The 25,746-nt window shown below is 45.2% G+C and carries 19 protein-coding genes; 8 read left to right on the forward strand and 11 right to left on the reverse strand.

Going from position 1 to position 25,746, the window contains the following annotated elements; all coding sequences use genetic code 11:
• Positions 1 to 513 precede the first annotated feature (513 nt).
• The 3 genes from AC6I7V_RS17970 to glgB all read left to right on the forward strand — a co-directional run bounded on the left by AC6I7V_RS17970 (position 514) and on the right by glgB (position 7,635).
• The gene (locus AC6I7V_RS17970) at positions 514 to 2,967 is read left to right on the forward strand and encodes a glycogen/starch/alpha-glucan phosphorylase (protein ID WP_255232159.1); all 2,454 of its coding nucleotides are present in this window, start codon (positions 514 to 516) and stop codon (positions 2,965 to 2,967) included.
• A gap of 131 nt (positions 2,968 to 3,098) precedes the next feature.
• Positions 3,099 to 5,279: a 4-alpha-glucanotransferase gene (malQ, locus tag AC6I7V_RS17975; protein ID WP_498011788.1), complete on the forward strand. Its 2,181-nt coding sequence runs from the start codon at positions 3,099 to 3,101 to the stop codon at positions 5,277 to 5,279.
• A 175-nt stretch (positions 5,280 to 5,454) separates the two neighbouring features.
• The gene (gene glgB / locus AC6I7V_RS17980) at positions 5,455 to 7,635 is read left to right on the forward strand and encodes a 1,4-alpha-glucan branching protein GlgB (RefSeq protein WP_498011789.1); all 2,181 of its coding nucleotides are present in this window, start codon (positions 5,455 to 5,457) and stop codon (positions 7,633 to 7,635) included.
• Positions 7,636 to 7,738: 103 nt separating this feature from the next.
• Here the strand turns inward: glgB and AC6I7V_RS17985 are convergent, their stop codons facing one another.
• The 6 genes from AC6I7V_RS17985 to AC6I7V_RS18010 form a co-directional block, all read right to left on the reverse strand.
• Positions 7,739 to 8,209, reverse strand: coding sequence for a TetR/AcrR family transcriptional regulator (locus AC6I7V_RS17985; RefSeq protein ID WP_498011790.1), 471 nt, complete (start codon positions 8,207 to 8,209; stop codon positions 7,739 to 7,741).
• Between the two features lie 180 nt (positions 8,210 to 8,389).
• The gene (locus AC6I7V_RS17990; protein WP_255232155.1) at positions 8,390 to 9,229 is read right to left on the reverse strand and encodes an energy-coupling factor transporter transmembrane component T family protein; all 840 of its coding nucleotides are present in this window, start codon (positions 9,227 to 9,229) and stop codon (positions 8,390 to 8,392) included.
• On the reverse strand, positions 9,226 to 10,920 hold the full coding sequence (locus AC6I7V_RS17995; protein WP_498011791.1) for an ABC transporter ATP-binding protein: 1,695 nt from the start codon (positions 10,918 to 10,920) through the stop codon (positions 9,226 to 9,228). Before AC6I7V_RS17995 ends, AC6I7V_RS17990 begins: the two co-directional genes overlap by 4 nt.
• A 7-nt stretch (positions 10,921 to 10,927) precedes the next feature.
• The gene (locus AC6I7V_RS18000) at positions 10,928 to 11,476 is read right to left on the reverse strand and encodes an ECF-type riboflavin transporter substrate-binding protein (RefSeq protein ID WP_032550524.1); all 549 of its coding nucleotides are present in this window, start codon (positions 11,474 to 11,476) and stop codon (positions 10,928 to 10,930) included.
• Positions 11,477 to 11,762: 286 nt separating this feature from the next.
• A complete protein-coding gene (locus AC6I7V_RS18005) occupies positions 11,763 to 12,893 on the reverse strand; it encodes an HlyD family secretion protein (protein ID WP_255232153.1) in 1,131 nt (376 codons plus the stop codon).
• The gene (locus tag AC6I7V_RS18010; RefSeq protein WP_255232152.1) at positions 12,893 to 13,291 is read right to left on the reverse strand and encodes a DUF3302 domain-containing protein; all 399 of its coding nucleotides are present in this window, start codon (positions 13,289 to 13,291) and stop codon (positions 12,893 to 12,895) included. Before AC6I7V_RS18010 ends, AC6I7V_RS18005 begins: the two co-directional genes overlap by 1 nt.
• Positions 13,292 to 13,493: 202 nt before the next feature.
• On the opposite strand from AC6I7V_RS18010, the gene AC6I7V_RS18015 reads away from it, so the two are divergent.
• Positions 13,494 to 14,381: a DMT family transporter gene (locus AC6I7V_RS18015; RefSeq protein WP_498011792.1), complete on the forward strand. Its 888-nt coding sequence runs from the start codon at positions 13,494 to 13,496 to the stop codon at positions 14,379 to 14,381.
• A 97-nt stretch (positions 14,382 to 14,478) separates the two neighbouring features.
• Here AC6I7V_RS18015 and AC6I7V_RS18020 read toward each other — a convergent pair whose 3' ends face one another.
• The 4 genes from AC6I7V_RS18020 to deoD form a co-directional block, all read right to left on the reverse strand.
• Positions 14,479 to 16,059 carry a GGDEF domain-containing protein gene (locus tag AC6I7V_RS18020; RefSeq protein ID WP_498011793.1) on the reverse strand — a complete coding sequence of 527 codons (1,581 nt, stop codon included), beginning with the start codon at positions 16,057 to 16,059 and terminating at the stop codon, positions 14,479 to 14,481.
• Positions 16,040 to 17,527 (reverse strand): tetratricopeptide repeat protein, encoded by a 1,488-nt coding sequence (locus tag AC6I7V_RS18025; protein ID WP_498011794.1) that lies wholly within the window; start codon positions 17,525 to 17,527, stop codon positions 16,040 to 16,042. The genes AC6I7V_RS18020 and AC6I7V_RS18025 overlap by 20 nt, the downstream gene beginning before the upstream one ends.
• A gap of 191 nt (positions 17,528 to 17,718) precedes the next feature.
• Positions 17,719 to 19,188, reverse strand: coding sequence for a lactate dehydrogenase (locus tag AC6I7V_RS18030; protein WP_255232148.1), 1,470 nt, complete (start codon positions 19,186 to 19,188; stop codon positions 17,719 to 17,721).
• 81 nt (positions 19,189 to 19,269) lie between these two features.
• A complete protein-coding gene (gene deoD, locus AC6I7V_RS18035; protein ID WP_032550517.1) occupies positions 19,270 to 19,980 on the reverse strand; it encodes a purine-nucleoside phosphorylase in 711 nt (236 codons plus the stop codon).
• 342 nt (positions 19,981 to 20,322) lie between these two features.
• Here deoD and AC6I7V_RS18040 point away from each other — a divergent pair, with 342 nt between their 5' ends.
• Complete coding sequence (locus AC6I7V_RS18040) at positions 20,323 to 21,291, forward strand: L,D-transpeptidase family protein (protein WP_498011795.1); 969 nt, start codon at positions 20,323 to 20,325, stop codon at positions 21,289 to 21,291.
• Positions 21,292 to 21,416: 125 nt separating this feature from the next.
• On the opposite strand, the gene AC6I7V_RS18045 is transcribed toward AC6I7V_RS18040, so the two are convergent.
• On the reverse strand, positions 21,417 to 21,683 hold the full coding sequence (locus AC6I7V_RS18045; protein WP_255232146.1) for an Lpp/OprI family alanine-zipper lipoprotein: 267 nt from the start codon (positions 21,681 to 21,683) through the stop codon (positions 21,417 to 21,419).
• A 360-nt stretch (positions 21,684 to 22,043) separates the two neighbouring features.
• Here AC6I7V_RS18045 and AC6I7V_RS18050 point away from each other — a divergent pair, with 360 nt between their 5' ends.
• The 3 genes from AC6I7V_RS18050 (at position 22,044) to AC6I7V_RS18060 (ending at position 25,614) form a co-directional block, all read left to right on the forward strand.
• Positions 22,044 to 23,375: a DEAD/DEAH box helicase gene (locus AC6I7V_RS18050; protein ID WP_255232145.1), complete on the forward strand. Its 1,332-nt coding sequence runs from the start codon at positions 22,044 to 22,046 to the stop codon at positions 23,373 to 23,375.
• Positions 23,376 to 23,782: 407 nt separating this feature from the next.
• Positions 23,783 to 24,715, forward strand: a complete 933-nt coding sequence (locus tag AC6I7V_RS18055; RefSeq protein WP_498012369.1) for an esterase/lipase family protein — start codon at positions 23,783 to 23,785, stop codon at positions 24,713 to 24,715.
• Between the two features lie 200 nt (positions 24,716 to 24,915).
• Positions 24,916 to 25,614, forward strand: a complete 699-nt coding sequence (locus AC6I7V_RS18060; RefSeq protein WP_498011796.1) for a lipase secretion chaperone — start codon at positions 24,916 to 24,918, stop codon at positions 25,612 to 25,614.
• The last annotated feature ends 132 nt before the right edge of the window (positions 25,615 to 25,746 follow it).

The raw sequence follows: 25,746 nt of genomic DNA on the forward strand, positions 1-25,746 counted from the left end.
ATAACCGACCATCAGAACAAAAGCCGTTATGAATTAATTCTGAGGCTATGTTACGTGAAGAAAAATGGCACAGACCATGATCAGCCTCAGAAATCTTGCACTGTGGCATGTTTTGACTCAGCTACGCCCTATAAATGTGACATTAATCACCAAATGATGTGGTTTGCGATCGTGATATTGCTCAGTTCTACACGTGAATTTATGTAAAAGGTGAGAATAAGAAAAATATTTCGTGATCCAAATATCAGAACTCGCAAGAAAGTGAAAATAGGTAAACAAAAATTTCATCATTCAAAGTTAAGTTATGGAACGGGGGCTTGTGATCATAATCACTCCTATTTTTTATTCTGGAGCTGAACATGAGATTTAGATCACTAACCCAACGTCAGTACGCCCCCTACGCCCTTTCATCTACTCCTAGTCAGCCGTTAGACCGGGATGATGTTTAGTTAATTGTGACCATGCACGATATGTCACAGATGAATTAGAAAAAATAAAAGCGAGATTTCTGAAATGAAAGCAACTCAGCAAAAAACTTTTGATAAAGTGTCGTTCCAAGAAAGTGTTAAGAAACATCTGTCTGCAACCTACGCAACAACAGTAGAAACAGCGGACAGCCGCGCATGGTACCTAGCAATGGGACGTGCTCTAGCAGAACTGACAACATTCGATCTGCTTGCTACTGAAAATGATGAGAAGATTAAAAACGCCAAGAGCGTTAACTACCTATCTCTTGAGTTCCTCATTGGCCGTCTAACAGGTAACAACCTGATCAGCATGGGTCTTTACGAGCAAATCACTCATGCAATGGAGGAGTTAGGTCAAAACCTGACGGATCTTCTAGAAGAAGAGCGTGACCCATCACTAGGTAATGGTGGCCTAGGTCGTTTAGCAGCATGTTTCATGGATTCGTGTGCAGCTCAAGAATTCCCAACAGTCGGTTACGGCTTACACTACGAATACGGCCTATTTAAGCAGTCTTTCGAAGACGGTCGCCAAAAAGAAGCGCCAGATGCATGGCGTGGCGTTGAAGGTTACCCTTGGGAGATTGCTCGCCCAGAACTGGCACAAGAGATCGGTTTCTACGGTCACGTTGAAGTGGTTGAAGAGAACGGGAAACAAGTTCGTAAATGGGTTCCGGGCATGTCTGTTAAAGCAATGCCTTGGGATCTACCAATCGTTGGTTACGAGTCAGATACTGTTTACCCACTGCGTCTTTGGGAATGTCAGGCTATTGCGCCATTCTCACTAGCAAGCTTCAACAACGGTGACTACTTCGAAGCACAACACGCGCTAATCGATGCTGGTAACATCACTAAAGTTCTATACCCGAACGACAACCACGAAAAAGGTAAGACTCTTCGTCTAATGCAGCAGTACTTCCACTCTGCAGCGTCTGTTCGCGATATCCTACGTCGCCACGAAGCAGCAGGTTTTGCTCTAGCGGATCTGCCTAAGCAAGAGACTATTCAGCTGAACGACACGCACCCAACAATCGCTATCCCAGAGCTAATGCGCATCCTTATCGATGAGAAAGGCCTAGATTGGGATACCGCTTGGGATATCAGTGCAAACACGTTCGCATACACGAACCACACACTACTTCCTGAAGCTCTTGAGACTTGGTCTGAGTCGCTAATCCAGCGCCTACTTCCACGTCACATGGAAATCATTTTTGAAATCAACCACCGCTTCCTACAAGAAGTTCGTAAGATGTGGCCTGGCGATGGTGAGAAGCAAGCTAAGCTGTCTATCATCCAAGAAGGTTTCCACCGCATGGTTCGCATGGCAAACCTATGTGTAATCGGCTCTTACAAAGTAAACGGTGTAGCGGCGCTTCACTCTCAGTTAGTTAAGAAAGACCTATTCCCTGAATTCAACGAGATCTTCCCAGGCAAACTGACTAACGTAACAAACGGTATTACGCCACGTCGTTGGTTGAAGTTCTGTAACCCAGGCCTGTCTGCGCTAATCACAGATAAGATTGGTTCTGAGTGGCCGGCGAAACTTGAGCAGCTAGAAGGTATTGCTAAGTACGCGACAGACGCGAAATTCCAAAAAGAGTTCATGGCTGTTAAGAAAGAAAACAAACAGCGTCTTGCTGATTGGGTTCAAGAGAACATGGGTATCGAGCTAGATACTAACGCTATCTTCGACGTACAAATCAAGCGTCTGCACGAGTACAAGCGTCAGCACCTAGACTTGCTACACATTCTATCTCTGTACCACCGTATCTTGAATGAACCTGGTTTCGAGTGTGAGCCACGCGTATGTTTCTTCGCAGCGAAAGCAGCACCAGGTTACCACCTAGCGAAAGAGATCATCTTCGCGGTGAACAAGATTGCTGAGAAGATCAACAACGATCCACGCATTGGCAACAAGCTAAAAGTGGTATTCATCCCTGACTACCGTGTAAGCATGGCTGAAATCATTATCCCAGCGGCAGACGTTTCTCAACAAATCTCGCTAGCGGGTAAAGAAGCATCGGGCACGGGTAACATGAAGATGGCTCTAAACGGTGCTCTAACTATCGGTACGATGGATGGTGCGAACGTTGAGATTCGCGAAGAAGTTGGCGAAGAGAACATCTACATCTTCGGCCTAGACGTTGATGGCGTTCAAGCGGTGAAAGCGCAAGGTTACAACCCTTACGACTACTACCACGCAGACCCACTACTGAAAGCGTCACTAGACCTACTAACGGGTGAAGAATTCACTCCAGGTCAACCAGGTCTACTACGTGCGACGTTTGATAGTCTGCTCGATGGCGGCGACCCATACCTATGTCTGGCGGACTTCGCTTCTTATGTGAAAGCACACGAAGAGATGGACAAGCAGTACAAAGACCAAGCGGGCTGGGCTAAGAAAGCCATTCTTAACACCGCATTGGTTGGTAAGTTCACATCAGACCGCTCAATCCGCGACTACGTGAACAACATTTGGAAACTAGAAGCGGTTAAACGTTAATAGACTCCAGACTAGCCAAGGCAGTTTCTGCCTTGGCTCAATTAGTTGGCTCAAAGCTAAATTGAAAATTAATAAACTTAGATAAATAACCCTACAAAATAGAAAATGCTAGCGCGTTTTCGGAGAGAGCGATGAAAGAACAAAGCGTATTAAAACAAGTCGCAGAAATGGCAAACCTTGCCGACAGTTACGTAAGTGCGTGGGGCGATGAAGCACAAGTATCTGACGAAACACTAACTCGTCTATTGGCTTCATTAGGCTACGACACAAGCAGCGACGACGCTCTGCTTAAGTCAGCAGAGAAAAAACACAAGAAAGATGTATTAGATCCAGTTCTTGTCTTGCGCGATGGTGAGCCTGTAGAGGTTGCACTAAATCTAGGTGTGAGTGCTCGTGAAAGTGAGTTCAGCTGGCGTTTAGAAACTGAGCAAGGAGAGGTACTTGAAGGCTATCTTCAATCTCAAGTTGTACGAGACGAACGTGCAGAGGGTGGCCCTTTAGTGTTTGCATTGCCAAGTGATTTGGCATGGGGTTATCACAAACTTGTGGTGAGTCGTAAGCGCCGTAAAAAGCCTTACGAAATGACGCTTATTATTACGCCAAAAGCGTGTTTCAAACAGAGCCCAATTGAGCAGGGAAAGAAGCTTTGGGGTCCAAGTGTTCAGCTTTACACGCTTCGCACTCAACACAACTGGGGTATCGGTGACTTCGGTGATCTCAAGCAGCTTGTGGCGGACATCGCTTCACGCGGCGGTGATTTCGTGGGTCTTAACCCAATTCACTCTCTGTTTCCAGCAAACCCAGAAGGTGCAAGCCCATACAGCCCATCTTCACGCCGCTGGTTGAACATCCTGTACATCGATGTGAGCTCTGTACCTGAGTTCGCGTTGAGTGCAGAAGCGCAACAAACAGTAGGTAGCGTAGAGTTCCAGCAGCGTCTGCAGAAAGCGCGCGATGCTCACTGGGTTAACTACACAGAAGTGTCTGAGCTGAAGATGAGCATTCTTCCGCTACTATTCACTGAATTCAAACATCGTCACCTAGATAAAAACAGCGACCGTGCACAAGCATTCTTGTCGTTCGTCGAAGAGGGCGGTGATAGCTTAATGCATCAAGCAGCGTTCGATGCACTGCATGCAGAGCTTCACGCAGAAGATTCAAACATGTGGGGCTGGCCTGTATTCCCAGAGAAATACCGCACATTTGAAAGCCCGGCGACTCAAAAATACATCAAAGAGAACATTGAGAAAGTACACCTATACATGTACCTACAATGGCTCGCTGATTGTCAGATCAATGATGCGCAATCTTTAGCAGAAGAGAAGGGCATGGCTGTCGGCCTTTACCGTGATCTTGCTGTAGGTGTTGCTGATTCCGGTAGCGAAACTTGGGCGGATGAAGGCAACCTAGTAATGGATGCAAGCATTGGTGCTCCACCAGACATTCTAGGTCCTCTAGGTCAAAACTGGGGTCTTCCACCGCTAAACCCAGAAGTACTTCAGGCGACGGGCTACGATGCTTATATCAAGCTACTACGCGCAAACATGAAGCACTGTGGTGCACTACGTATCGACCACGTACTGGGTCTATTGCGTCTGTGGTGGATTCCCAAAGGTGAAGATGCAACACAAGGCGCTTACATCTACTACCCAGTACAAGACATGCTAGCGATCCTAGCGCTTGAATCACACCGCTATCAGTGTTCGGTAATTGGTGAAGATTTGGGCACTGTGCCTGATGAAATCGTTGACATCTTAGCGGATGCTGGCGTTCACTCATATAAGGTATTCTTCTTTGAAACATCGGAAGAAGATGGTGGCTTTATTTCACCAAAACACTACGCATCACAATCAATGGCGGCACTGTGTACGCACGATATGCCGACACTGCGTGGTTTCTGGCACTGTGATGATCTGAAAATGGGTCAAGAGATTGGTCTGTATCCGAACCAAGAACAGTTGAATGGTTTGTTTGATGATCGACTGGAGTGTAAGCAGGGCATCTTAGATTCTGTGGCATGGCATGGTTTCCTACCGGATGGTGTAGGTCGCGATGCGAGCCAAGTACCGATGGACTCTTACCTAGCAGAAGCGCTACAACTTCACGTTGCGGCTGGATCTTCGACGCTATTAAGCGTTCAGCTTGAAGACTGGCTAGAGATGGATCAGCCAGTAAATATTCCAGGTACGGTAGACGAATACCCTAACTGGCGTCGTAAGTTATCGATGAACCTTGATGAGATTTTTGCGCATGATGGTGTGAACCGTATTGCTTCTCGCTTGACTGAAGTTCGTGAAAAAGCAGGTAACTAATATGTTTGAGTGGCCCGATAATACTGAGATTTTTGCTTGTTGCATAAGAAACTATAATCTTGGTCACTCAAAGGTTTTCGTACGTCAGGTACAATAAATCGTCGTTATATTGCCCGCATCCATAGCGGGCATTTTTATTTTATATTTTTTGGATGTTTGGTTAGGGAGAAAGGTTTTGGAAATGAGTTCAATTTCAAAGCAAGAACAAATATATACCCAACTATCACAGGCTTCGTTTGCAGACCCATTCTCATGTTTAGGTCCATATCTTCCTTCTGATGAAGGTGCATTACGTGTATGGATCCCGGGCGCAGACAAAGTTGAGCTGATTGTTGGTGACGAGCCTCGTGTAGAATTAATGCGAGAAGGCGACAGTGGTTTTGTCTTAAAGCAAGAGCGTGATCTGCGTTTTACCCACTACAAGCTGGCGATTGATTGGGCAGGCGTAGAGCAAATCTTAGATGACCCTTATCAATACCATGAATTGTATGCGAGCTATGAAGCGCTGCATACGCCAAAAGATATGTACCATCACATGGGCGCTCAGTTTATTACCTTAGAGCGTGACGGGGATTCAATCTCTGGTACTCGATTCTTAGTTTACGCACCTCACGCTTCTGCGGTGAGCTTAGTGGGTAACTTCAACTCTTGGGATGGCCGTCGTCACCCAATGCAGCGTCTTGACTATGGCATTTGGGGGCTATTTATCCCTGAGCTAGAAGAGGGCGCGCAGTATAAGTTCGAACTGAAAGGTCCAAATGGCGAAGGTCTACCGCACAAAGCGGACCCTTGGGGCTTCTATTCTGAACAATACCCATCGTTCTCGTCGGTGACTTATGATCACGCTCGTTACCAATGGCAAGACAGCCAGTGGCAAAGCCGTCCAGTAACGGAAAAGCGTAAAGAAGCATTGTCGTTCTACGAGCTGCACGCTGGTTCTTGGAAGCGTGACGCTAATGGTGATTTCTTAAACTACCGCGATCTTGCAAAAGAGCTGATTCCATACCTAACGGATCTTGGTTACACCCACGTAGAATTGATGCCGGTTTCAGAGCACCCGTTCTACGGATCATGGGGTTATCAACCTGTTGGTCTATTTGCACCAACGAGCCGTTTTGGCTCACCAGACGATTTCAAATACTTTGTGGATCAGTGCCACCAAGCCGGTCTTGGCGTGGTGCTTGACTGGGTTCCAGCACACTTTCCAAGCGATGATCATGGTTTGGCTAACTTCGATGGCACGCCTCTGTTCCACGATCCAGATCCGCGTCGCGGCTGGCATCAGGATTGGAACTCGTACATCTACGATCTAGGCCGTGAGCATGTTCGTCGTTTCCTAGTGTCGAATGCTTTGTATTGGTTTGAGCAGTTCCATATCGATGGCATTCGTGTAGATGCAGTGGCATCGATGCTTTACCTAGACTACTCACGTAGCCATGACCAATGGGTGCCAAATGTCGACGGTGGCAATGAGAACTACGATGCCATCGCAACATTGAAATGGATGAACGAAGAGGTGTACAAACACTTCCCGAATGCAATGACTATTGCGGAAGAGTCAACGGCATTCCCAGGTGTATCCGCACCGACATTCATGGGCGGTTTGGGCTTTGGCTTTAAGTGGAATATGGGTTGGATGCACGATAGCTTGTCTTACATTCAAGAAGATCCAATTAACCGTAAATATCACCACGACACCATTACTTTCCCACTCGTTTACGCGCATAGTGAAAACTACGTATTGTCTCTGTCGCACGATGAAGTGGTTTACGGTAAGGGTTCTATTCACAATAAGATGCCGGGTGATGAATGGCAGCAAACGGCTAACCTCCGTGCTTACATGGGTTACATGTACGCACAGCCGGGTAAGAAGCTTAACTTTATGGGCGCTGAGTTCGGTCAAACAGCAGAGTGGAACCACGACGATCAATTACAGTGGTTCTTGTTAGACTACGAACGTCACCAAGGTGTTCAAAAACTAACGAAAGATCTTAACCATCTATACCGTAATGAAGCGGCGATGCATGATTTGGACTTCGACCCGAAAGGCTTTGAGTGGCGTCTTCAAGACTCTGCGGAAGCGAGTATCTTGGCTCATGAGCGTATCAGTGAATCAGGTGAACGCGTATTGGTGGTATCGAACTTTACGCCAGTACCGCACGAGCACTTCCGCTTAGGTGTGCCGGCGCAGGGTCAGTACAGCCTATTACTCAATACTGATGATGCTAAATACCACGGCAGTGGTTTTGAAGTGAAAAAGGTCGCTAAAATCGAAGCGGTTCAGAGCGAAGGGCTAGATACCTCGATCGAACTAAGACTTCCACCATTGGCGACAGTGTTCTACAAGTTGAACTAATGTCTACAGATCATCCAGTAAGATGAAAGCAAAATGGGAGCCTCAGGGCTCCCATTTTTGTATTGAATTATCGAGTTCTAAGTCTCACTACTCGGTAGTTTATTTAGCTAGGTCGGAAATCTGTCAGCTTGAGAAGTGAACGGCCGATGACGATTTCAATGACTCGTCTAGCATTTTCACCAAAACTCTCGCGAACTTTTTCACGAAATTCGCCCTCAGCATGTAGATCGAAACTGTCAGACGGTTCCGCTTGTGATGCATGAAAGAAAATCAGTTTGATGACACTTTGAAATGGTGGCTCTTCTAGTGCTTTGTCCCATGAATCGTAGAAAGCATCTTCACTAGAAAAATTCAGAGGTTGCATAAGAACTGGCAGAATGTGGCCGTGTAGTACCGCTCTAATCGCGCGAGTTGATGGAAAATAACCTTGCAGTGTTGTTAGGCTCACGCCAATTTCTTTGGCGATACGTGCGTACGTCAGCGACTCATGACCTTCGGTTAAGAATAGTTCTAGAACGACCTGATTGTACTTTTGTTGGTTTTCGAGTTTCTGTTGTTGGGTAATGCGAGCCATGTATATTGGAATGCTGTTCTGAATTTAGGGTATGGTAATCGGGTAACTAAGATATCGCAATTATGAAACAATTAATTTATATTAATTTTTATGAAAAAATAAGTTTTAAAAATAACAAATAAAAAAAGCCACTTGGTAAAAGCGGCTTTGCATAACTTAGTATTTTAAAGTGAGAGCTAATTAGAAGGGATACCAAAACAGCTCTGGTTCTAATACTCGTTTGGTAATTGCCAGAACGACAATCAGCACAATAACAACCAGAGCGATGTAATCTGCCCTCTTAAGCGGCGCTGTACTGAACCAAGTGCGTGACTTATGACGTCCAAAACCACGTAGTGTCATCGCGTTTGAAATCTCATCAGCGCGGTCTAAACTCGAAAAGATGAGTGGACCCAAGATCTTAGCAACATTCTTAATGCGAGCTACAAGCGGCGCTTTCTTGGACAGCTCAACCCCGCGTGCTTGTTGGGCATGCATGATGTTGATGAAGTCCTTTTTCACCTCTGGTAGGTAACGCAATGTTAGACTAACTGCATAAGCGATCTTATAAGGCACGCCAATGCGGTTAAGGCTTGCTGCAAACTCTGTTGGGTGCGTTGTAAACACAAAAATTAATGCAATAGGGAACATGCTCATGTACTTCAGAGTCACTGTTATAAGATAAAACAGTGTCTCTTGGCTCAAAGAGTAGTTACCCGGCAGAGTCAGTAGAATATGTTCGCTACCAATCAGCTCGGTACCTTGTTGAGGAGCAAGCAGATACATAAACAACGCATTCAAACTCAGAACACTAACTGTACCAATCAGCAGTGGCTTATAAACACTGACCGGTACTCTTGTCATTCTAAGCAGCAATAGACCAGTCGTGATCAGCAATACGATTAAGCGCAGATCAAAGGTGGTCAGTACTACCGTTACCCAGGCCAGAAACAGTGCAAACTTAGTGATGCCGTTTAATGCGTGCAGTGGGGACTGAGTATCAATATAGTTGATACCAAACTTTATCTTAGAGGCGTTCATATTGCGCTTCTCTCGTAGTCGATGAAGTACTGCATAAATGCGTTGGTATCCTCGATTTTCATCATGGTCGCAAGTTCGTAAATACTGGTGGTACACAAGTTGGCACGATCTAACAATGAAGGTTGGCTAAACACTTCAGTCATCGGTGCGTTGGCGATAAGTTTGCTGTCTGCAATAACAATAGAGCGCGTGGTGTACTCAAGCACCAGGTGCATGTCATGAGAGATGATCACCACGGTAATCCCCAACTCTTTGTTTAGCTTTTGGATGAACGCCAACATAGAGGTGTAGTTACGATAGTCTTGACCAGCTGTTGGCTCATCGAGGATTAACAACTCAGGCTCAAGAACAAGAATAGCTGCAATGGTGACTCGCTTCTTTTGTCCGTAGCTTAGAGCCTCAATTGGCCAGTGACGGAACTTGCTTAAGCCGCAAAGCCCCAGTACTGACTCCACCTTCTGTTTGATGGTCTCTTCATCAATACCACGATTACGCAGACCGAATGCCACTTCGTCGAAAATCATATGGTGTGAAATCATATGATTTGGGTTTTGCATAACCACACCGACTTTCTGGCTACGCTCAAAAATAGAGAGCGTACTCAGGTCTTCGCCATTGAGGTAAGCAGATCCGGAATCCGCTTCAATCACACCCATAATCAACTTAGTGATGGTCGATTTACCCGAGCCATTTTTGCCTAAGATCGAAACAAACTCACCTTTGCCTATTTTAAAACTGACATCTTCAAGCGCGTTCTTTTCACCGTCATAAGAGTACGTAAGCCCATGTACTTCAAGTAATGGCGTATATTGCTTTTCAGCTTGTGCTGGTGGACGCTGGTTAAACCAACCTTGAACTGTTGGCCTAAACGCTTTGTAATCCAAAGACTTTAAGTTCGAAAGGGTGTCCTTTGCTGAAAGTGGCACCTGTGCGGCTTTTAAGGCTGAAAGGTACAGCGGTTCACGGATCCCGTGCTTTTCGAGAAGTCCTGACGCAAGTAGCTCATCAGGCGTCGAGTCGGAAATGATCTCACCTTGGTCCATCAGAATAACGCGGTCGACATGACGATGCAGCACATCCTCAAGACGATGCTCGATAATAATGACGGTTTTGTTGGTTTCACGATGCAGTTGATCGATGATCTCTATAGCCGCTTTGCCCGTCTTTGGGTCTAAGCTCGCTAACGGCTCATCAAAGAGTAGTGTATCTACTTCGTCAACAAGAATGCCCGCCAGTGAAACACGCTGTTTCTGGCCGCCAGAGAGGTCGTGAGGCGAACGTTCAAGCATGTCTGCTAGGTCGACCATCTTTGCGGTCGATTTCACTAACGGATACATGTCGATGTTTGACATCAGTTGGTTTTCTAGAGCAAAGGCAATATCTTCACCGATGCTAAGACCAACAAACTGGCTGTCCGTGTCTTGAAGAACGGTGCCGACTTGTTCGGTAAAGTCATGCATAGAGAAGCTAGCGCAATCTTTGCCTGACATCTCCAATTTACCGTTCACTTCGCCTTTTGTAGCGTGAGGGATTAAGCCATTTAAACATTGACCAAGGGTAGACTTGCCGCTGCCACTTGGTCCGATAATGACGATTTTCTCTCCTTTCTCTATCCTTAGATTGATATTTTTTAGCGTCGGTTTATCCAGCGACTCATATCTAAAAGAGAAGTTCGAAAATGCAATAGTCATTAAACGCTTATGCCTCTGTTAGGTTACGGCTTTGCTTATTGCGTTTTGCAACAGATTTCAAAATTAGGAAACCAACAACAGCGATCAGCACGGTGTTGCCTGCAGCAATGATAGAAAGTTGTGTGAAGACCTTAGTGAACGGTTCTGCGTAAAGAATGGTGTCTAAGAAAGCTGAGCAGCCGTAACCTACCACGTTCCCCGCTAGCGCTAAAATGACGAACAAGGCAAAATCTTTCATTGGTAGTTCACCTTGAGCGAGGCGGTTCTTAGTCATTACTGGGAATAGACCAATGACCATACCCACGATTCCTGAACCTAGTACCCAGGTTAGCCAAACGCCCCAACCAGCGAAAAGGTCGGTAACCCAGTGGCCGATAAAGCCGACAAGGAAACCTACGATAGGGCCAAATAGTACAGAGAACAGCGCAAGCACTGCCATTGCGGGCTTAAGAGTGGTGTTGGCAAAGACAGGCACACCAAACATAGGTAGACCACCAATGCCATATAGGGCAGCGCCGATGGCAATGACAACGACAGTTTTCGCTGAAAAGTTCATAGATAACCTCAAATGAAAAATTTGCTTTATAAAGAGCGTTTATTTGCCATTGAATTATAAGAAGTCTTAAAGACGATTTTTTAGGCAAATTCAAAAAATAAGGCGCGCATTATACAGTAGAAATACGCCATAAGGAAAGATAAGTGTCTGGATGTCTATATATGTTAAGGGCTTGGTTAAAGGGTGACGGAGATGAGGAGTTTTTGACCTCAGACAACTAAAAAGCCAGACAATGTCTGACTTTTTGGTTTTGCTGTTAACACTCGAATGAGCACGTTTTGAGAGGTTAGTGATCTAAGTAAAGGTAGTTTTGCCAACTCTTCATGCGAATCAAAACCTTACGCATTACGGATACGTGGCTAAAGCTATCAGAATACACCGCAACTTCAACCGCTGTACCCATTGGAAGGTGGTACTCCGAAAGGTCATCCGTAATCGTGAGCTTAACGAACACGCGACCACTGGTTTTGAGTGCTTCAGTACCAAGAAGAGCACCGCGCGCTTGGAATTGACTTTCACCAATAGCTGGAAGCACCTCTTCAATGCGCCCTTTGAATACTTTGCCTGGAAGCGCTCGGAATAGGAATTCAGCTTCAAAGCCCGGTTTTAGACGTTGTAGTGAGTTCTGACGGAATGCAGCGGTATAGAATTGCTCTTCAGTGTGAACAAAGGTCATGACAGGTGCGAGTGGCAGCGGCACCGCCATAACACCAGGTCGCAGAGCCAATTGAGTAACGTAGCCGTCTGTTGGGGCACGAACTACCGTTTGGTCAAGATCGAATTGTGCTTTACGTAAGTCAGCCAATAAGCCAGCTACTGCCGTGTTTTCGCCACCTATTTCTGAATTGAGGGCAATCTGTGCTTGTTCTTGACTTGCTTCCGCTACTTTAAGTGCCGCTTCCGCTGCTTTATAAGCTTGACGACGAGTATCCAGTTGTTGCTCGGTGAACGCGCCACTGTTGAAGCCTCGTTGGTATCGAGAAAACTCACGTTGAGCTTTGTCACGCTCTGCAATCGCTTTGATCTTTGCCGCTTCCGCTTCAGCAACCTGAGATTCAAGACCTAACGCACCTTGGCTTGCCTCTTTTACTTTCGCTTCCAATTTCGCCACTTCTGCTTCAAATGGGATAGGGTCGATCTTAAATAGGATGTCACCTTTTTTCAGTGGTTTGTTTGGTTCAACCGGTACCTCTATGACCTTACCTCTGACACCTGAAACGATGGGTGTGGTTGAGTAGACTTGGTTGCCAATTTGAGTGAATGGATGATTGTAGTTCATTAACAGGATAAGGGTGCCAATGATGAGTACGCCACCTAGAACCGCGGTTGGTACGGTCCATTTGTTAAGAGGGATATTAAACACTTTGAAAATGGTGATACAGAGCGCCGCATAGGTCATTATCAGTAGTAAATCCATTACTTAACCTCCTGACTCTTAGACTTTTCTTGGCTTGGAGTTTCTGATGAAGCTTGTGTTGCTACTGCTTGTTTGAGCGTTGCAACCTCTTGTTGAAGTTCTGTGACTTGGTCGATAAGCGCATCTACACGGTGGTGAGTGTCGTGTTGTTCCTCTTCTAATTTAGCGAAACCCCAACCTCGGTCCGTACGCCATAACGTTGCCCAAATCCAGAGAAATGGCCAGATAGTATGAAGCGTAAATAGGCTAACCCAACCGGAAACATGAATCGCGTCTTGATGAGGGTGGTTACGTTCTTTAGCGATTTCATAAGGGATATCATGAATCACGATGATTCCGTAAAAAATGACCAGTGCAACAAAAATCAGCAAACCTAGTGCAAAATAGTCTAAAAACATAACAGGTCCTTGTAATGATATTTGTGGTTTATCAATATAGTACGCTATCGCACAAGTAATTGTTATAAAAATGATTTGTTTGAGGGGGATTTCTAGAACGAGCATTGTTCGGCAAGGAATAGCCACTAGTGTAGCACTTTGTTAGTGTGCACTTACTGATTTGAACCAAGGAGCAAGACATAGTGAACAAACGGGTGAGTCAATGAGTTACATAGGTGAAGTCGCTGCAATCGGAGCAGCGATTGTCTGGGCTGGGGCAACTTGGATCTACAGTCAGTTTAGTCACCGTTTTTCAGCGATGCAGTTGAATATTGTCAAAGGGGTAGTCGCGTCTGCAATGATGGTTATTGTAATCCCTCTGATGCCGGCGCCTGAGATCGAATTAGAGTCGAATCATATACTTGTATTGGCGGTATCTGGAATCATAGGAATCGCGATAGGAGACAGCGCTTATTTTGCATCATTGAAAAGAATAGGAGCAAATAAGACACTGCTGTTAGAATCGCTCGCACCGCCTTTATCTGGCGTGTTGGCTTTAATGTTGCTCGGTGCCACACTCTCTCTACAGAGCTGGCTTGGAGTGATTATCACCACACTTGCAGTGACCTTTGTGGTATTTCAGCCTAATCAGCAAGATCAAAGTGTTGATTGGAGTGGTGTTGGTTACGGTTTGTTGGCCAGTGTTTGTCAGGCATCCGGTGTGGTCATTTCACACTATGCACTGGTCGCCGGCGATATTCCGCCTTTACTCGGTGCTTTGATTCGTTTGGCTGTTGGTGTTTTTGCGGTGATGTTAATGATTCGATTCTTTGAACCGAAGCCATTTTCTGACATGGCTAAACACTTAAAGCAGATGGGCAAAAACGACAAAGCTTGGCTATTAGGTGCGATTTTCGTAGGAACTTTCCTCGCACTCTGGCTTCAACAAGTTGCGCTTAAACACGCCAACCCTGCGATTGCACAGACACTGATTGCCACGAGTCCTGTGTTTATTTTGGTTATTTACCTCTTAAAAGGGGAGTCCATATCCAAGCAGAGTTTGTTAGGTACTTTGTGCGCTGTAGGTGGTATTTCTCTGTTTTTTCTTTGAGTGTGTAGAGAGTAAATAGAGAGGCGATACCCTCTCTATTTCATGGCTGCTATTGGTCGAGTGTAAGTATCACGCTAGGTGCTCGGTACAGATGAGCTTACTCTGTACAGACTTGATTTCGCCCATTCGCTTTGGCGCGGTAGAGTGCCTTATCAGCACGGTAGAAAGTGCGCTGCGTGTTCTCGCCATCACGGTGTAATGTTATGCCGACACTGACGGTTAACCCTCGTTCTCCCAATATTTCATGCCAGCCAAATTGGAAGATGCGCTCTCGATAATTCTCGGCGTGCATAACGGCTTGTGCTTGAGTGGCGTTTTCTAGAATAACTAAGAACTCCTCCCCACCAAAGCGCACACAAGAAGCGCCACGGAATTTAAAGTAGCCCGCTAACTCCTGCGCTACACTCACAATCGCTTTATCACCGACTAAGTGGCTCAATTCATCGTTGATTGATTTGAAATGGTCGATATCAACCACCATCAGTGCAAATGGCGTATTGTGAATGATAAGGTCTTTGAGCTTCACATCCAGCCATCGACGATTATGTAGTCCTGTCAATGGGTCGGTAAACACGTCTTGCTGAAGTTGAGCGACGGCATTTTTGTGTTGCTCAGTGGTCTCTTTAAGCTCTTTGTTCTCTTGTTCCGATAAAATGAGTTTTAACTGCATATCGAAACGGGATAGTCGACGAAGTTGATTTGCGCCGAGTTCGCTGATTGGGATCCGTTTCATGAGATCAGTTTCTATTCGGTAGCCCTTTTTTTCATGCTCTAACGCTTCTTTATAGCGCCCTTGGTGCATACAAACTTCACTCATCGAATCGTAGAAGAGCTTAGCCAACACAGGCGATGAGTAACTTTTTACTCTCTTGCTGGTGCTTTCAAGGATCATACTCGCGTATTCTTGCTTGTTGATGATGGCTAAGCAGTGCGCGAGTTCTAAGCGAATCATAGTGGCTAACCAACTCGCCTGTGTATTGGTCGAGGTATACTGCACAGAAGATAGACAACGTAAGGCATCGTGATATTTTTTCTGAGCACGATAAACTTTGGCTTGGTAGAGCGAGATCTGCGCGGTCACTAGCTTATTACTCACCAATATACTCAGCTCTTCACATTCGAGGAGCAGATCGCTTGCGGCAGTGACTCGATTGAGATGAAGTAAGCTAGCTACCATATGCAGTTTGAACTTCAAGCGCAGTAGTCGACTACTGATGGCTTGATCGATACTGCTGATTTTTTGGTAATACCGCAGTGCTCTGTTGTGGTCGCCGTAAGCATCACAAAGGTTACCCATACCTAAAATAGACATCACATACTCGTCAATATGCCCGTGCTCTATGGCAATGGTTGATGAGCTAATAAATTCGTTAAGTGCAGCAGTGTAGTCACTGGTTTCAACTAAGCGATTACTCAGGCTCGTTTTTATCGTTAGTATATCTTCAACATCATTCGGTAAAGTGAGAAGATCGAGCGCTGCGCGCAGTTCATCAATACTGATTTGATTCTGTTGCAATTCCGCGCGGTACTCAGAACTAATAATGTAGCAGTGTGCTTGCTCTTGTTGTGTGGTCGCGATGTGTTGGCGAATGTGGTCCCAGAAAATGAGCGCTTCTTCACCAGAAACAGAAGAAGGGTCTAAGCCCGCGTCCGTGATCTTATTTAATAGCGTTTCCATGAATCTCTTTCTCAGCTTCGTCTTCTTCTAATTGTTCTAAGGTGAACGGGAAGGTCAAAATGTCGTGAAGTGTCACAACCGGTGGCGCACCTTTGAGTCCCTTTCTGTGCCAAGGATAGATGTTGAGCATGGTCGTCAGTTTATCGAAGACAGCTTGTGCAGCATTGCCCTTTTCGGCCAACATGAGCGCAACACGTTCACCGCTCAAGCGTGAGATAAAATCTTCTTGGTTGCAGAAGGTGTGAGCGAGTTCTGTACATACGTCGAGATAGCTAGGGTCGTCATGCTGGAACATAATGATGCTGCGGTTAGAGCGCTTAAGCTCAGTTTTGAAAAGCACCAGCTGCTCCCACCAATATGTCTCCGATACCACATGAGAAAGTTGTTTCTCTGGGTCATACTCGTATTGGCCGCGAATACGGTTAATCAACTTGCGAGCGCGTTGTTCGAGTTGACGTTTGGAGCTGCGCGCTTTGTCTAATCCGACACGCGTAGTCTGCTCACGAAGCATGTTGGTCGAATGTTGGCGGTATTTTTTAAACGCCACTAGTGCCGCTTGATAATCTTGGTTCTCTTCTGCAACCAAAGACTGTTGGTAGCAAATTTGGCTGAGTAGTTCTCCATTATCAAACTCGTTGGCTGACTGCTCCGCATGGGCGAGTAGTTCAGACGCTTGATGTGGTCGCTTTCTCAACAATTCTAAGCGGGCACGACTAATAAAAGAGTGCGCTTTCATCCACACAAGGTTGTGTTCAACGGCAAGTTTATGAGCTTTGGCGGTCGCTTGTTCAGCGTCATCAAGGCGTTCAAGTCCAAGCAAGGCAAGCCCTCTAAAGTCCCATACTTCAGCATGCCATGTGTTGTCGGGGTGATTTTTTAAGGCTTCTTCCGCACCGTCAAGCACTGATAGCATCTCAACGTAATTGTTAAGTAGATAGTAATCCCACGCCAGTAGGATTCTCGCTTTCCCCTCTAGCCACCCAATTCGGCTATTGTTTGCCACTTTTACGGCAAGCTGGTGGGTCGAACGTGCGAGCATGTACTCATGAGTGATACGCCAGATATTACCCAGCCCGATGAGACATTCGATCTGGATTTCGAGTTCGTCGACTAATGCGGATTGTTCGAGCGCATTAATCCAATATTGTTGAGCAGAGTAGTATTTTGCTTGACCCCAGAACTGGAGTGCATGAAGGTGAAGGATTTCAGGAAGAAAGAGATCAGTATCGAGTCGGCTTTGGCGTTTATACGCTTCCTTAATGCATTTTAAACCTTTACGATAGTCCATTAGGTTCCAGCAGCAACGAGACATCAACATCAATGATCGAATCGCCCCCTCTTCAAACAGAACCTGTTCTGCTCTCACCAAGCATTGCTCAGCCACTTCAAAGACAACGGCCGGTTCCGAGTCTATACGTTTTTTGAGTTGTTCAAGCTCTGTTTCAATTAGATACTGGTTTTTGTCCAAGGCTTAAGTCCATTATTATCGAACGTACTGATAATATCATCATTATAAATGTGTGATTTAGGATAAGCACTAATTATCTAACAAAGAGGTGATACCAAGTAATGATCTTTGTTGATTAATGAGTGCTATCTCATGTTATTACTTGGTATTCAATAACTTCTAGCATATTCAGCTAGATGGTTTGCTTTTTGTTACGACAGTAGCTGCTTCAAGGTAAGAGGTCGTTCGGCAACATTTAAGCGTTGTGCTGCAGTTAGCCCCTCTTTATCTTGGTAGCATAAATTATGCCAAGCTCTAAAGATATCGAGCAGAGGAAGGATACCAGCAGGACGCAGTTTACGTCTTGGTTCGTTAATGAAGCCGTCAAATAGAACTTGGAAGCGCTGTTGATAGAACTTGGTCTGTTTAAGAGAAGCGTGCTCGAACCAATGTTCTGGTTGACTGTTGTTACCCGCTAAGTAACAGATACCTTTTTGCTTTTCACCTTGATTAGCTATCGCCCAACGATCTCGCCACCAACTCATGTGCACAACATCGATTTTATCAAACCCTAGATGATCGTCCCATAAGGCATCTTCTTCGACATACATCAGGTTGACGTTGTTGTTTTGGATTCTTGGTAGGCAGACACTCAATGCCGCTGAACGTAGTAGAGGATCTTGAGGTAAGTAAATAGAAACAGGCTTGCTCTCGTCGCACATGTCTAGCACATGTAAGAAATGAGCATAGGAAGTATAAGGTGGACGAACCAAAGCCCCTTTAGACGGATAGCTGAAAGAGGTGAGGTTACCCATAGGGTCTTCGACATTGCCACGAGCGAGTATCACTTGATATTGCTGCTCAATACGTTTTTTAAGATCGTCAGAAGAGGTTGGTAACTCTATGTTAGCTTCGGAAGAGTGCTCTTTTGAGACGAACCGAGCAACAGAGTCATATGGGTTGTGGTCAACATTGCCAACGGGCTCTTCATTTTGAGAGTAGTTGACGTGTTGGCAAAGAATGTAGCCAGAGTGGGCTTCACCGGTCGCGATCCATAAAACGCCGTTGTTGCTATGTGGCTGAAGGCGTTGGTAGTGGGACGCAAATTGGTAATCTTTTGCGTGATTCACCCAGCGTGCATCGATCATCGCCAGTTTGCGTCTACAGCGGCTCGCGATATGATCCACGTGATCGTAGAAGGTTTTCGGGTTGATCTCTAGCTTACGGCATATTTCACGTACAGAGTAACCCATGAACAGAAGACCCATGAGGTTTTCTTGGAATTGCAGTTTCTTGTTAGAGCCTGACCATTTATCAACAAACGTCGACTGACAATCTTTGCAGCGATAGCGTTGCCTATCTCCACTATAGCCGAAAGCATGGTAAAGGTGTTTGTGAGTGTGAACAGAAAGCCCAAAGTTATCGCAATCATCATTGCGACAAGCTGGAAGGCCGTCACTATGTAGGTGACGAAGCCGATGAAGTTCATTCAAAACTTCATGGTTGTTAAGTAAGGGGGGGAAAGCCCCACATTCACGACAAACCATCGCTGGACGCTTTGGGTTTGCATGTTGCAAAACGTAACGCTTTGCATCGCTCAAGCCAAAGTTGTCACACGCCAATGTTTTACAAAAGTTGAGTTGTAAACCGTCCGCGTCTTTTGGCAGCTCGTCGTTGGACACGATCGCCCCCTCGGGATTATTTGGGCAGCCAAGCGAACTTGGCTGCGGGGTATTGCTTTTCAAAGTACCGTTATTCAATGATTAGATGTTGATAGCGGTTTCTAGAGCTACTTTCATCATGTCGTTGAACGATTTTTGACGCTCTTCAGAGCTCAGTTTCTCACCACGGATGATGTGGTCTGAAACGGTTAAGATTGTTAGTGCTTTCGCGCCTAGATCCGCAGCAACACCGTAGATACCTGCAGCTTCCATATCGACACCTAGGATGCCTAGTTTTTCCATCTTCTCAAAGATGTCTGCTTCTGGTGTGTAGAATAGGTCTGCAGAGAATACGTTACCTACTTTCACTGGTACTTCTTGAGCACGCGCTTGGTTTACTGCTTCTTCTAGAAGACCGAAATCCGCGATTGCTGCAAAGTCGTGATCGTTAAAACGAATGCGGTTAACTTTAGAGTCAGTTGACGCGCCCATACCAATAACAACGTCCATAAGTTTAACGTCGTCACGTACCGCGCCACAGCTACCAACACGGATAACATTTTTTACACCGTACTCAGCAATAAGTTCGTGAACGTAGATGCAGCATGAAGGGATACCCATGCCGTGGCCCATTACAGAAACTTTCTTACCTTTGTAAGTGCCAGTGTAGCCAAACATGTTACGAACATCACAAACTTGCTTCACGTCATCAAGGAATGTTTCAGCAATGTATTTTGCGCGAAGCGGGTCGCCCGGCATCAGTACAGTTTCAGCGAAATCACCAGCTTGTGCGTTAATATGAGGTGTAGCCATCGTCGTTCTCCAAATTTATAGCGGTAATGATAGGAACAGAATTTTCAATTACCGTTTCTGTTGAATTGAATTCGTTTCGTTGAGGCAATATTAGCGAGTTAAAACGGTGTTCCTTGAGAAGCGTGTCACAAAAAGAGGCGTTTCCAACCATTGTTCGATCATTAATAACTAAAAATGTTGAAAGCGTAGAGGCAATCGATTTTGCCAAGTCGAGATTTGTGGATTTGAGAGGTAGGGAGTAGCGAAAATGGTGTGATTCGTATGTGAAACACCATTTATGAGCATTGTCGAGACAAGGATTCAACAGTAATCTAAAATGATAATAATAAAAAAGGGTTGTTTATGTCGTACCGCTTGAGTTCAACGCTTCGTAACGTAGTAATAAAACGAACAGCAAAAAAACGCATTGCCATTGCGTTAATGCTAACCACTGCCTTTTATTCCGCTTTGAGCACTGGAGCAACTTTTGAATTACCTCCGAGTGACAGCCATGTTGTTGGTCGAATACAGCACCATGAAGTGGTTGCTGGAGAAACGTTAGCTCTGATCGCTAAGGAGTATGATATTGGCTTTTTGTCTTTAATGGCAGCCAACAAAGGTGTCGACCCATTCTTGCCAGCGGAAGGTTATGTGCTGACTATCCCTAGCCGCTTTATCCTTCCTGATACACCACGTGAAGGTATTGTCATCAATCTCGCCGAGTTAAGACTTTACTATTTCGAACCAGAGAAAAATCTTGTGCATGTGTTTCCTGTGGGGATAGGCCGAGTAGGGCGGGATACACCAGAGATGATAACGACGATTAGTCAGAAACGACCGAATCCAACATGGACACCGCCGAAGTCCATTCGCGAGGAGTATTTGAGTAAAGGCATTGAGCTGCCGCCAGTCGTCCCTGCCGGACCAGAAAATCCGTTAGGGGAATATGCGTTAAGGTTAGCTTACGGTATCGGAGATTATCTTATCCACGGAACCAATAAAGACTTTGGTATCGGCTTACGCGTCAGTTCCGGTTGCATTCGCATGGAGCCGAAAGATATTGAATGGCTGTTTGAGAAAGTGGATAGGGGTGAAAAGGTCACGATCATCAATGAACCGATTAAAGTAGCATTGGAGCCCGACCGTAGTGTCTTTATTGAGGCACATGAGCCGTTAACTCGCAGCGATGGTTCTAAAAAGTCTTTAACGATGCCTATTGAGTTGAAGTGGTGGCTAGATGCAGCCGATATCTCTAATTCGAAAGCCAAATCTGTCATTTTTGCTCAGAACGGTGTGCCTGTAGAGATAGCGCCATCAACTCAGCAATGGTAGGTACAACCAGCCCATTACGCCATCGGCATTAAATGAGATAATTCAATCGACTGGGTTAAGGTTATGTAGGGACAAATAAAAGCGCCACTGCAAAACAGTGGCGAAAGACCTATTCAGTAGTTATGTTACTTAGTGTATGAGCTGGCGATGTTGTCGATACGCTCATTGGCACGCATAGCTTCCTCTTTCGCTGCCATCGCTGCGTCAGTCGCTTCTTGAGCTTTCATTTCTGCGTCTGCTTTTTCACTCTTAAGTGCTTCAACTTCACTGCTTAGTTGAGCCACTTGATTTGATAGCTGTTCCATTTCAGACATTGTCGCGTCTTCTGGATCCGAAGAACAACCTGCCAATACAAACACAGAGGCTGCAGCTGCGATTAACACCTTATTCATAAGAACTCCTTGCTTATTTATCATCAAAAGATGCGCTATACATTCTTAATCATATAGTCGCTTCACTTTGATTGTAGCGACTAATTACTCAAGCGCAAAAGTGATCCCTGGAAAAATTGCAATTTATTGATGTAATTATCAAGGTGTCACATTAATTCTCAAAAATGAGAATGATAAAAGCCTCTGTGTTTTAAGCTCTCTATCTTCATGATGCACAACATGAACTTGCAGTATTCATGATAGAACGCGCGCTGAAAGGTATGATAAATTTTCTGTGATCTCTATCCTTATAAAGGGGTTTCGCGGTATCATGTCACGTTAAATTAATTTTGTTCAATACCATTAAGACTGGAGAGTCCTTTGCACTTTAAAGATTTAGGCTTAGATAATCGCTTACTGAAGAACTTAAAACATTATGACTTTAAGAAAGCGACAGAGATCCAACAGAAAGCGATCCCTGTTGCTATTGCCGGTAAGGATCTATTGGCTTCATCAAAAACGGGATCAGGTAAAACATTGGCGTTTGTACTGCCGATGATTCACAAAGCATTAAAAACAAAAGCGTTTTCTGCCCGTGATCCTCGTGGTGTAATCTTGGCTCCAACTCGTGAGTTGGCAAAGCAAGTGTATGGCGAACTTCGCAGTATGCTTGGTGGTCTATCTTACGATGCAGCGTTAATTCTTGGTGGCGAAAACTTTAACGATCAAGTGAAAGCACTGCGTAAATACCCGCGTTTTATCGTGGCAACCCCAGGTCGTCTTGCTGACCACCTAGAGCATCGTTCACTGTTTTTAGATGGTGTTGAGACTCTGATCCTAGATGAAGCAGACCGTATGCTTGATTTGGGTTTCGCTCCAGAGCTTCGTCGCATTGCTAATGCAGCTAAGCATCGTCGTCGTCAAACGCTGATGTTCTCAGCAACGCTGGATCACGCGGAAGTTAATGGCATTGCTAACGAAATGCTAGATGCGCCGAAACGTATCGCAATCGGTGTTTCCAATGAAGAGCACCTAGACATCACTCAGAAATTCTACCTATGTGATCACCTTGATCATAAAGAAGCGATTCTTGATCGTGTTTTGGAAGAAGCAGAATACCGTCAGGTGATGATCTTCACGGCAACACGTGCTGATACTGATCGTCTGACAGAAAAGCTGAACGAGAAGAAGCTAAAAGCGGTGGCATTGAGCGGTAACCTTAATCAGACACAACGTAACGCGATCATGAGTCAGTTTGAGCGTGCAGTGTACAAGATCTTGGTGACGACAGATGTTGCATCTCGTGGTATTGATATCCCGAACGTGAGTCACGTGATTAACTTTGATATGCCTAAACACACGGAAGAGTACGTTCACCGTGTTGGTCGTACTGGCCGTGCTGGTAACAAAGGTGATGCAATCTCCTTGGTTGGTCCAAAAGACTGGGACAGCTTCAAGCGTGTAGAACTTTACCTGCAACAAGACCTTACCTTCTCGGTACTTGAAGGACTGAAAGGTAAGTTTAAAGGTATTAAACCTCGTAAGCCTGCTTTCAAGAAAGGCGGTCCTGCTAAGAAGGCTAACAAGCCACAAGTGAAGAAAACGCCGAAGAAACCAGTCAAGCGCGATAAGAGCTTCCACCAAAATGTGGCTGTGGGTGATTCTGTCTTTATCCCTAAAAAGAAAGTCGCCCCTAAAGTTGACGATGAATAAATAAGAAAACCGCCGTTAATGGCGGTTTTCTTTTATCTAAGCCGTATGAGGGCTTTAAAAGTCGAAGGTCGACATTGAATCCATCAGAATATGGGGAGCGATGTATTTATGAGTCGCTGTAGTTGGGTGTATTTTAAATCTGATAAAAAACAATATCTTAAATATATATGAGTCATCAAGCTGCTGAGTGTTAATAGCGGTAGAGTGTTAATAGCGGTAGAGTGTTAATAGAGGCGGAATCGTAGGGGTTACACTCTTGTGAATCAGTGGTTGATGTTTAATTTAGATGTTGAATGATAGTTATTGCTCACGATTCTTAATTTATAAATTTCTATTTTCAGAAATCCTCTCCTAGCTTTTCAACTCATCCGAGGTCTAATTAGTTAAGGAGAAAGACGTTGAAAAAGATGATGCTGATGGCGGCTCTGTGCATGGGAAGCGCCAGTGTAAACGCTGGAACGAGTACTGCACCACTGGAACATTCAGGGTACACACAAACTCAGTACCCAATTGTACTGGTACATGGGTTATTTGGCTTCGATACGCTAGCTGGTGTCGATTACTTCTATGGTATTCCCGAATCGCTAGCAAAAGATGGGGCTGACGTTTATGTCGCTCAGGTCTCTGCAACGAACAGTTCGGAGGTGAGGGGTGAGCAGCTTCTCGCGCAAGTAGAAACCATTATTGCCGTCACCGGAGCGGAGAAAGTTAACTTAGTTGGCCATAGTCATGGCGGTCCGACTGCAAGATACGTAGGCTCAGTGAGGCCAGATCTTGTGGCATCGGTTACCAGTGTTGGTGGGGTTCATAAAGGTTCTAAAGTTGCTGATCTGGTGCGAGGTAATGTCACAGAGGGATCCATTACTGAGTCGATTGCCGTTAAGTTGGCTGGTGGCCTCACCACATTGATTAACTTACTTTCAGGCGGAAGTGATCTTGAGCAGGATGGGCTCGCTTCATTAGAAGCACTGACGACAGAAGGCTCTCTAGCATTCAATCAGCATTACCCAGAAGGTGTACCGACATCGGTGTGTGGAGATGGCGAATGGCAAGCGAGCAATGGTGTCTACTACTACTCTTGGACGGGGTCGTCGACCTTTACCAACTTGCTCGACCCAACCGATGGAGCAATGACAATTCTAGGTTTAGCGTTTGATGGCCCTAGTGATGGTCTAGTGGGGACTTGCAGTGCTCATTTAGGTCGTGTGATTGGCGACAACTACAAAATGAATCACTTGGATGAAATCAACGGGACGTTAGGGATTCACCACCTTTTTGAAACAGACCCTGTCACTCTCTATCGTCAACACGCCAATCGCCTCAAGCTTGCAGGCTTGTAAACCTTTATTATTGAAGGAGTTAATCAATGAAAAAGGCCACACTGTTACTGATATCAATGATCGCTGTAGGAAGTCTCAGTGCGGTCTTTTATCAAAGCCAGTCACGAGCACAAGCCGTATCGGCAAAGCACCTTAAGAGTGAATCTCAAAGTGACACAGAGATCGACCAAAGTTCTGCCAAAGATACGATGGATTATTTTATGGCAGCAATGGTTGATATTGACCTCAATCAGGTCAAAGAAAATGTCTCTGACTTCAATGATATCGTCCCTAATAGCGTGATAGATGATCGATTATTTGAAAAATATTTGGAGTACAAATCGGCGCTAGAGCAGATAGATTTTTCGAATAATTATTCTAATTTAAGCATTGAAGAACTGACAGAGTTACACGAACTGTTGTTGGATCAGCAGGCCTATCACTTTACTGCGGGTGAACAAGAGTTGCTGTTTGCACATGAAAATAGAATGCGTGAGTTAGCGATTGAAAAACTGAAACTGAGGCAAGAATATACTGACCCAATTGAATTTGAAAAGCAGTGGCTTGAGGTATTAAGTCTCCAACCTGAATATGTTCAACAAACGCAAAAAAACACTTTAACCTTAACTCTGCTTAGCCACGAAAATAGTTTAGATAACCAGCAAAAGTACCTTAACCGAGTAGAGATTGTCGGCGAAAATGCTGCACAACGCTTAAGTGCATTAGACGTCGAACGTGCGCAATTTGATAGCGACTTCCAACGGTTTATTTCTCAAAGAGAGACGATACTGGATAACCCAAATTTGAGTGCTGATCAGCAAGCACAGGAAGTTGCTTTGTTGAGAAACGATCTGTTTACCGAGCAACACATAAAACGAGTAGAGGCGCTAGAGCGAATTCATGATAGTAAGCTTGAATGAACGGATAAATAAACTAAGCCAAGAATACTAATCCAGACCAAGAATACCAATAGGCCGTGGTAGTTAGACGCGACCACGGCCTCTCTTTAACTCCGTTTTGCGAGCCAGAGCAAGTGAATATAACTCGCTGAC

Source organism: Vibrio sp. KUL70 (assembly GCF_059725515.1).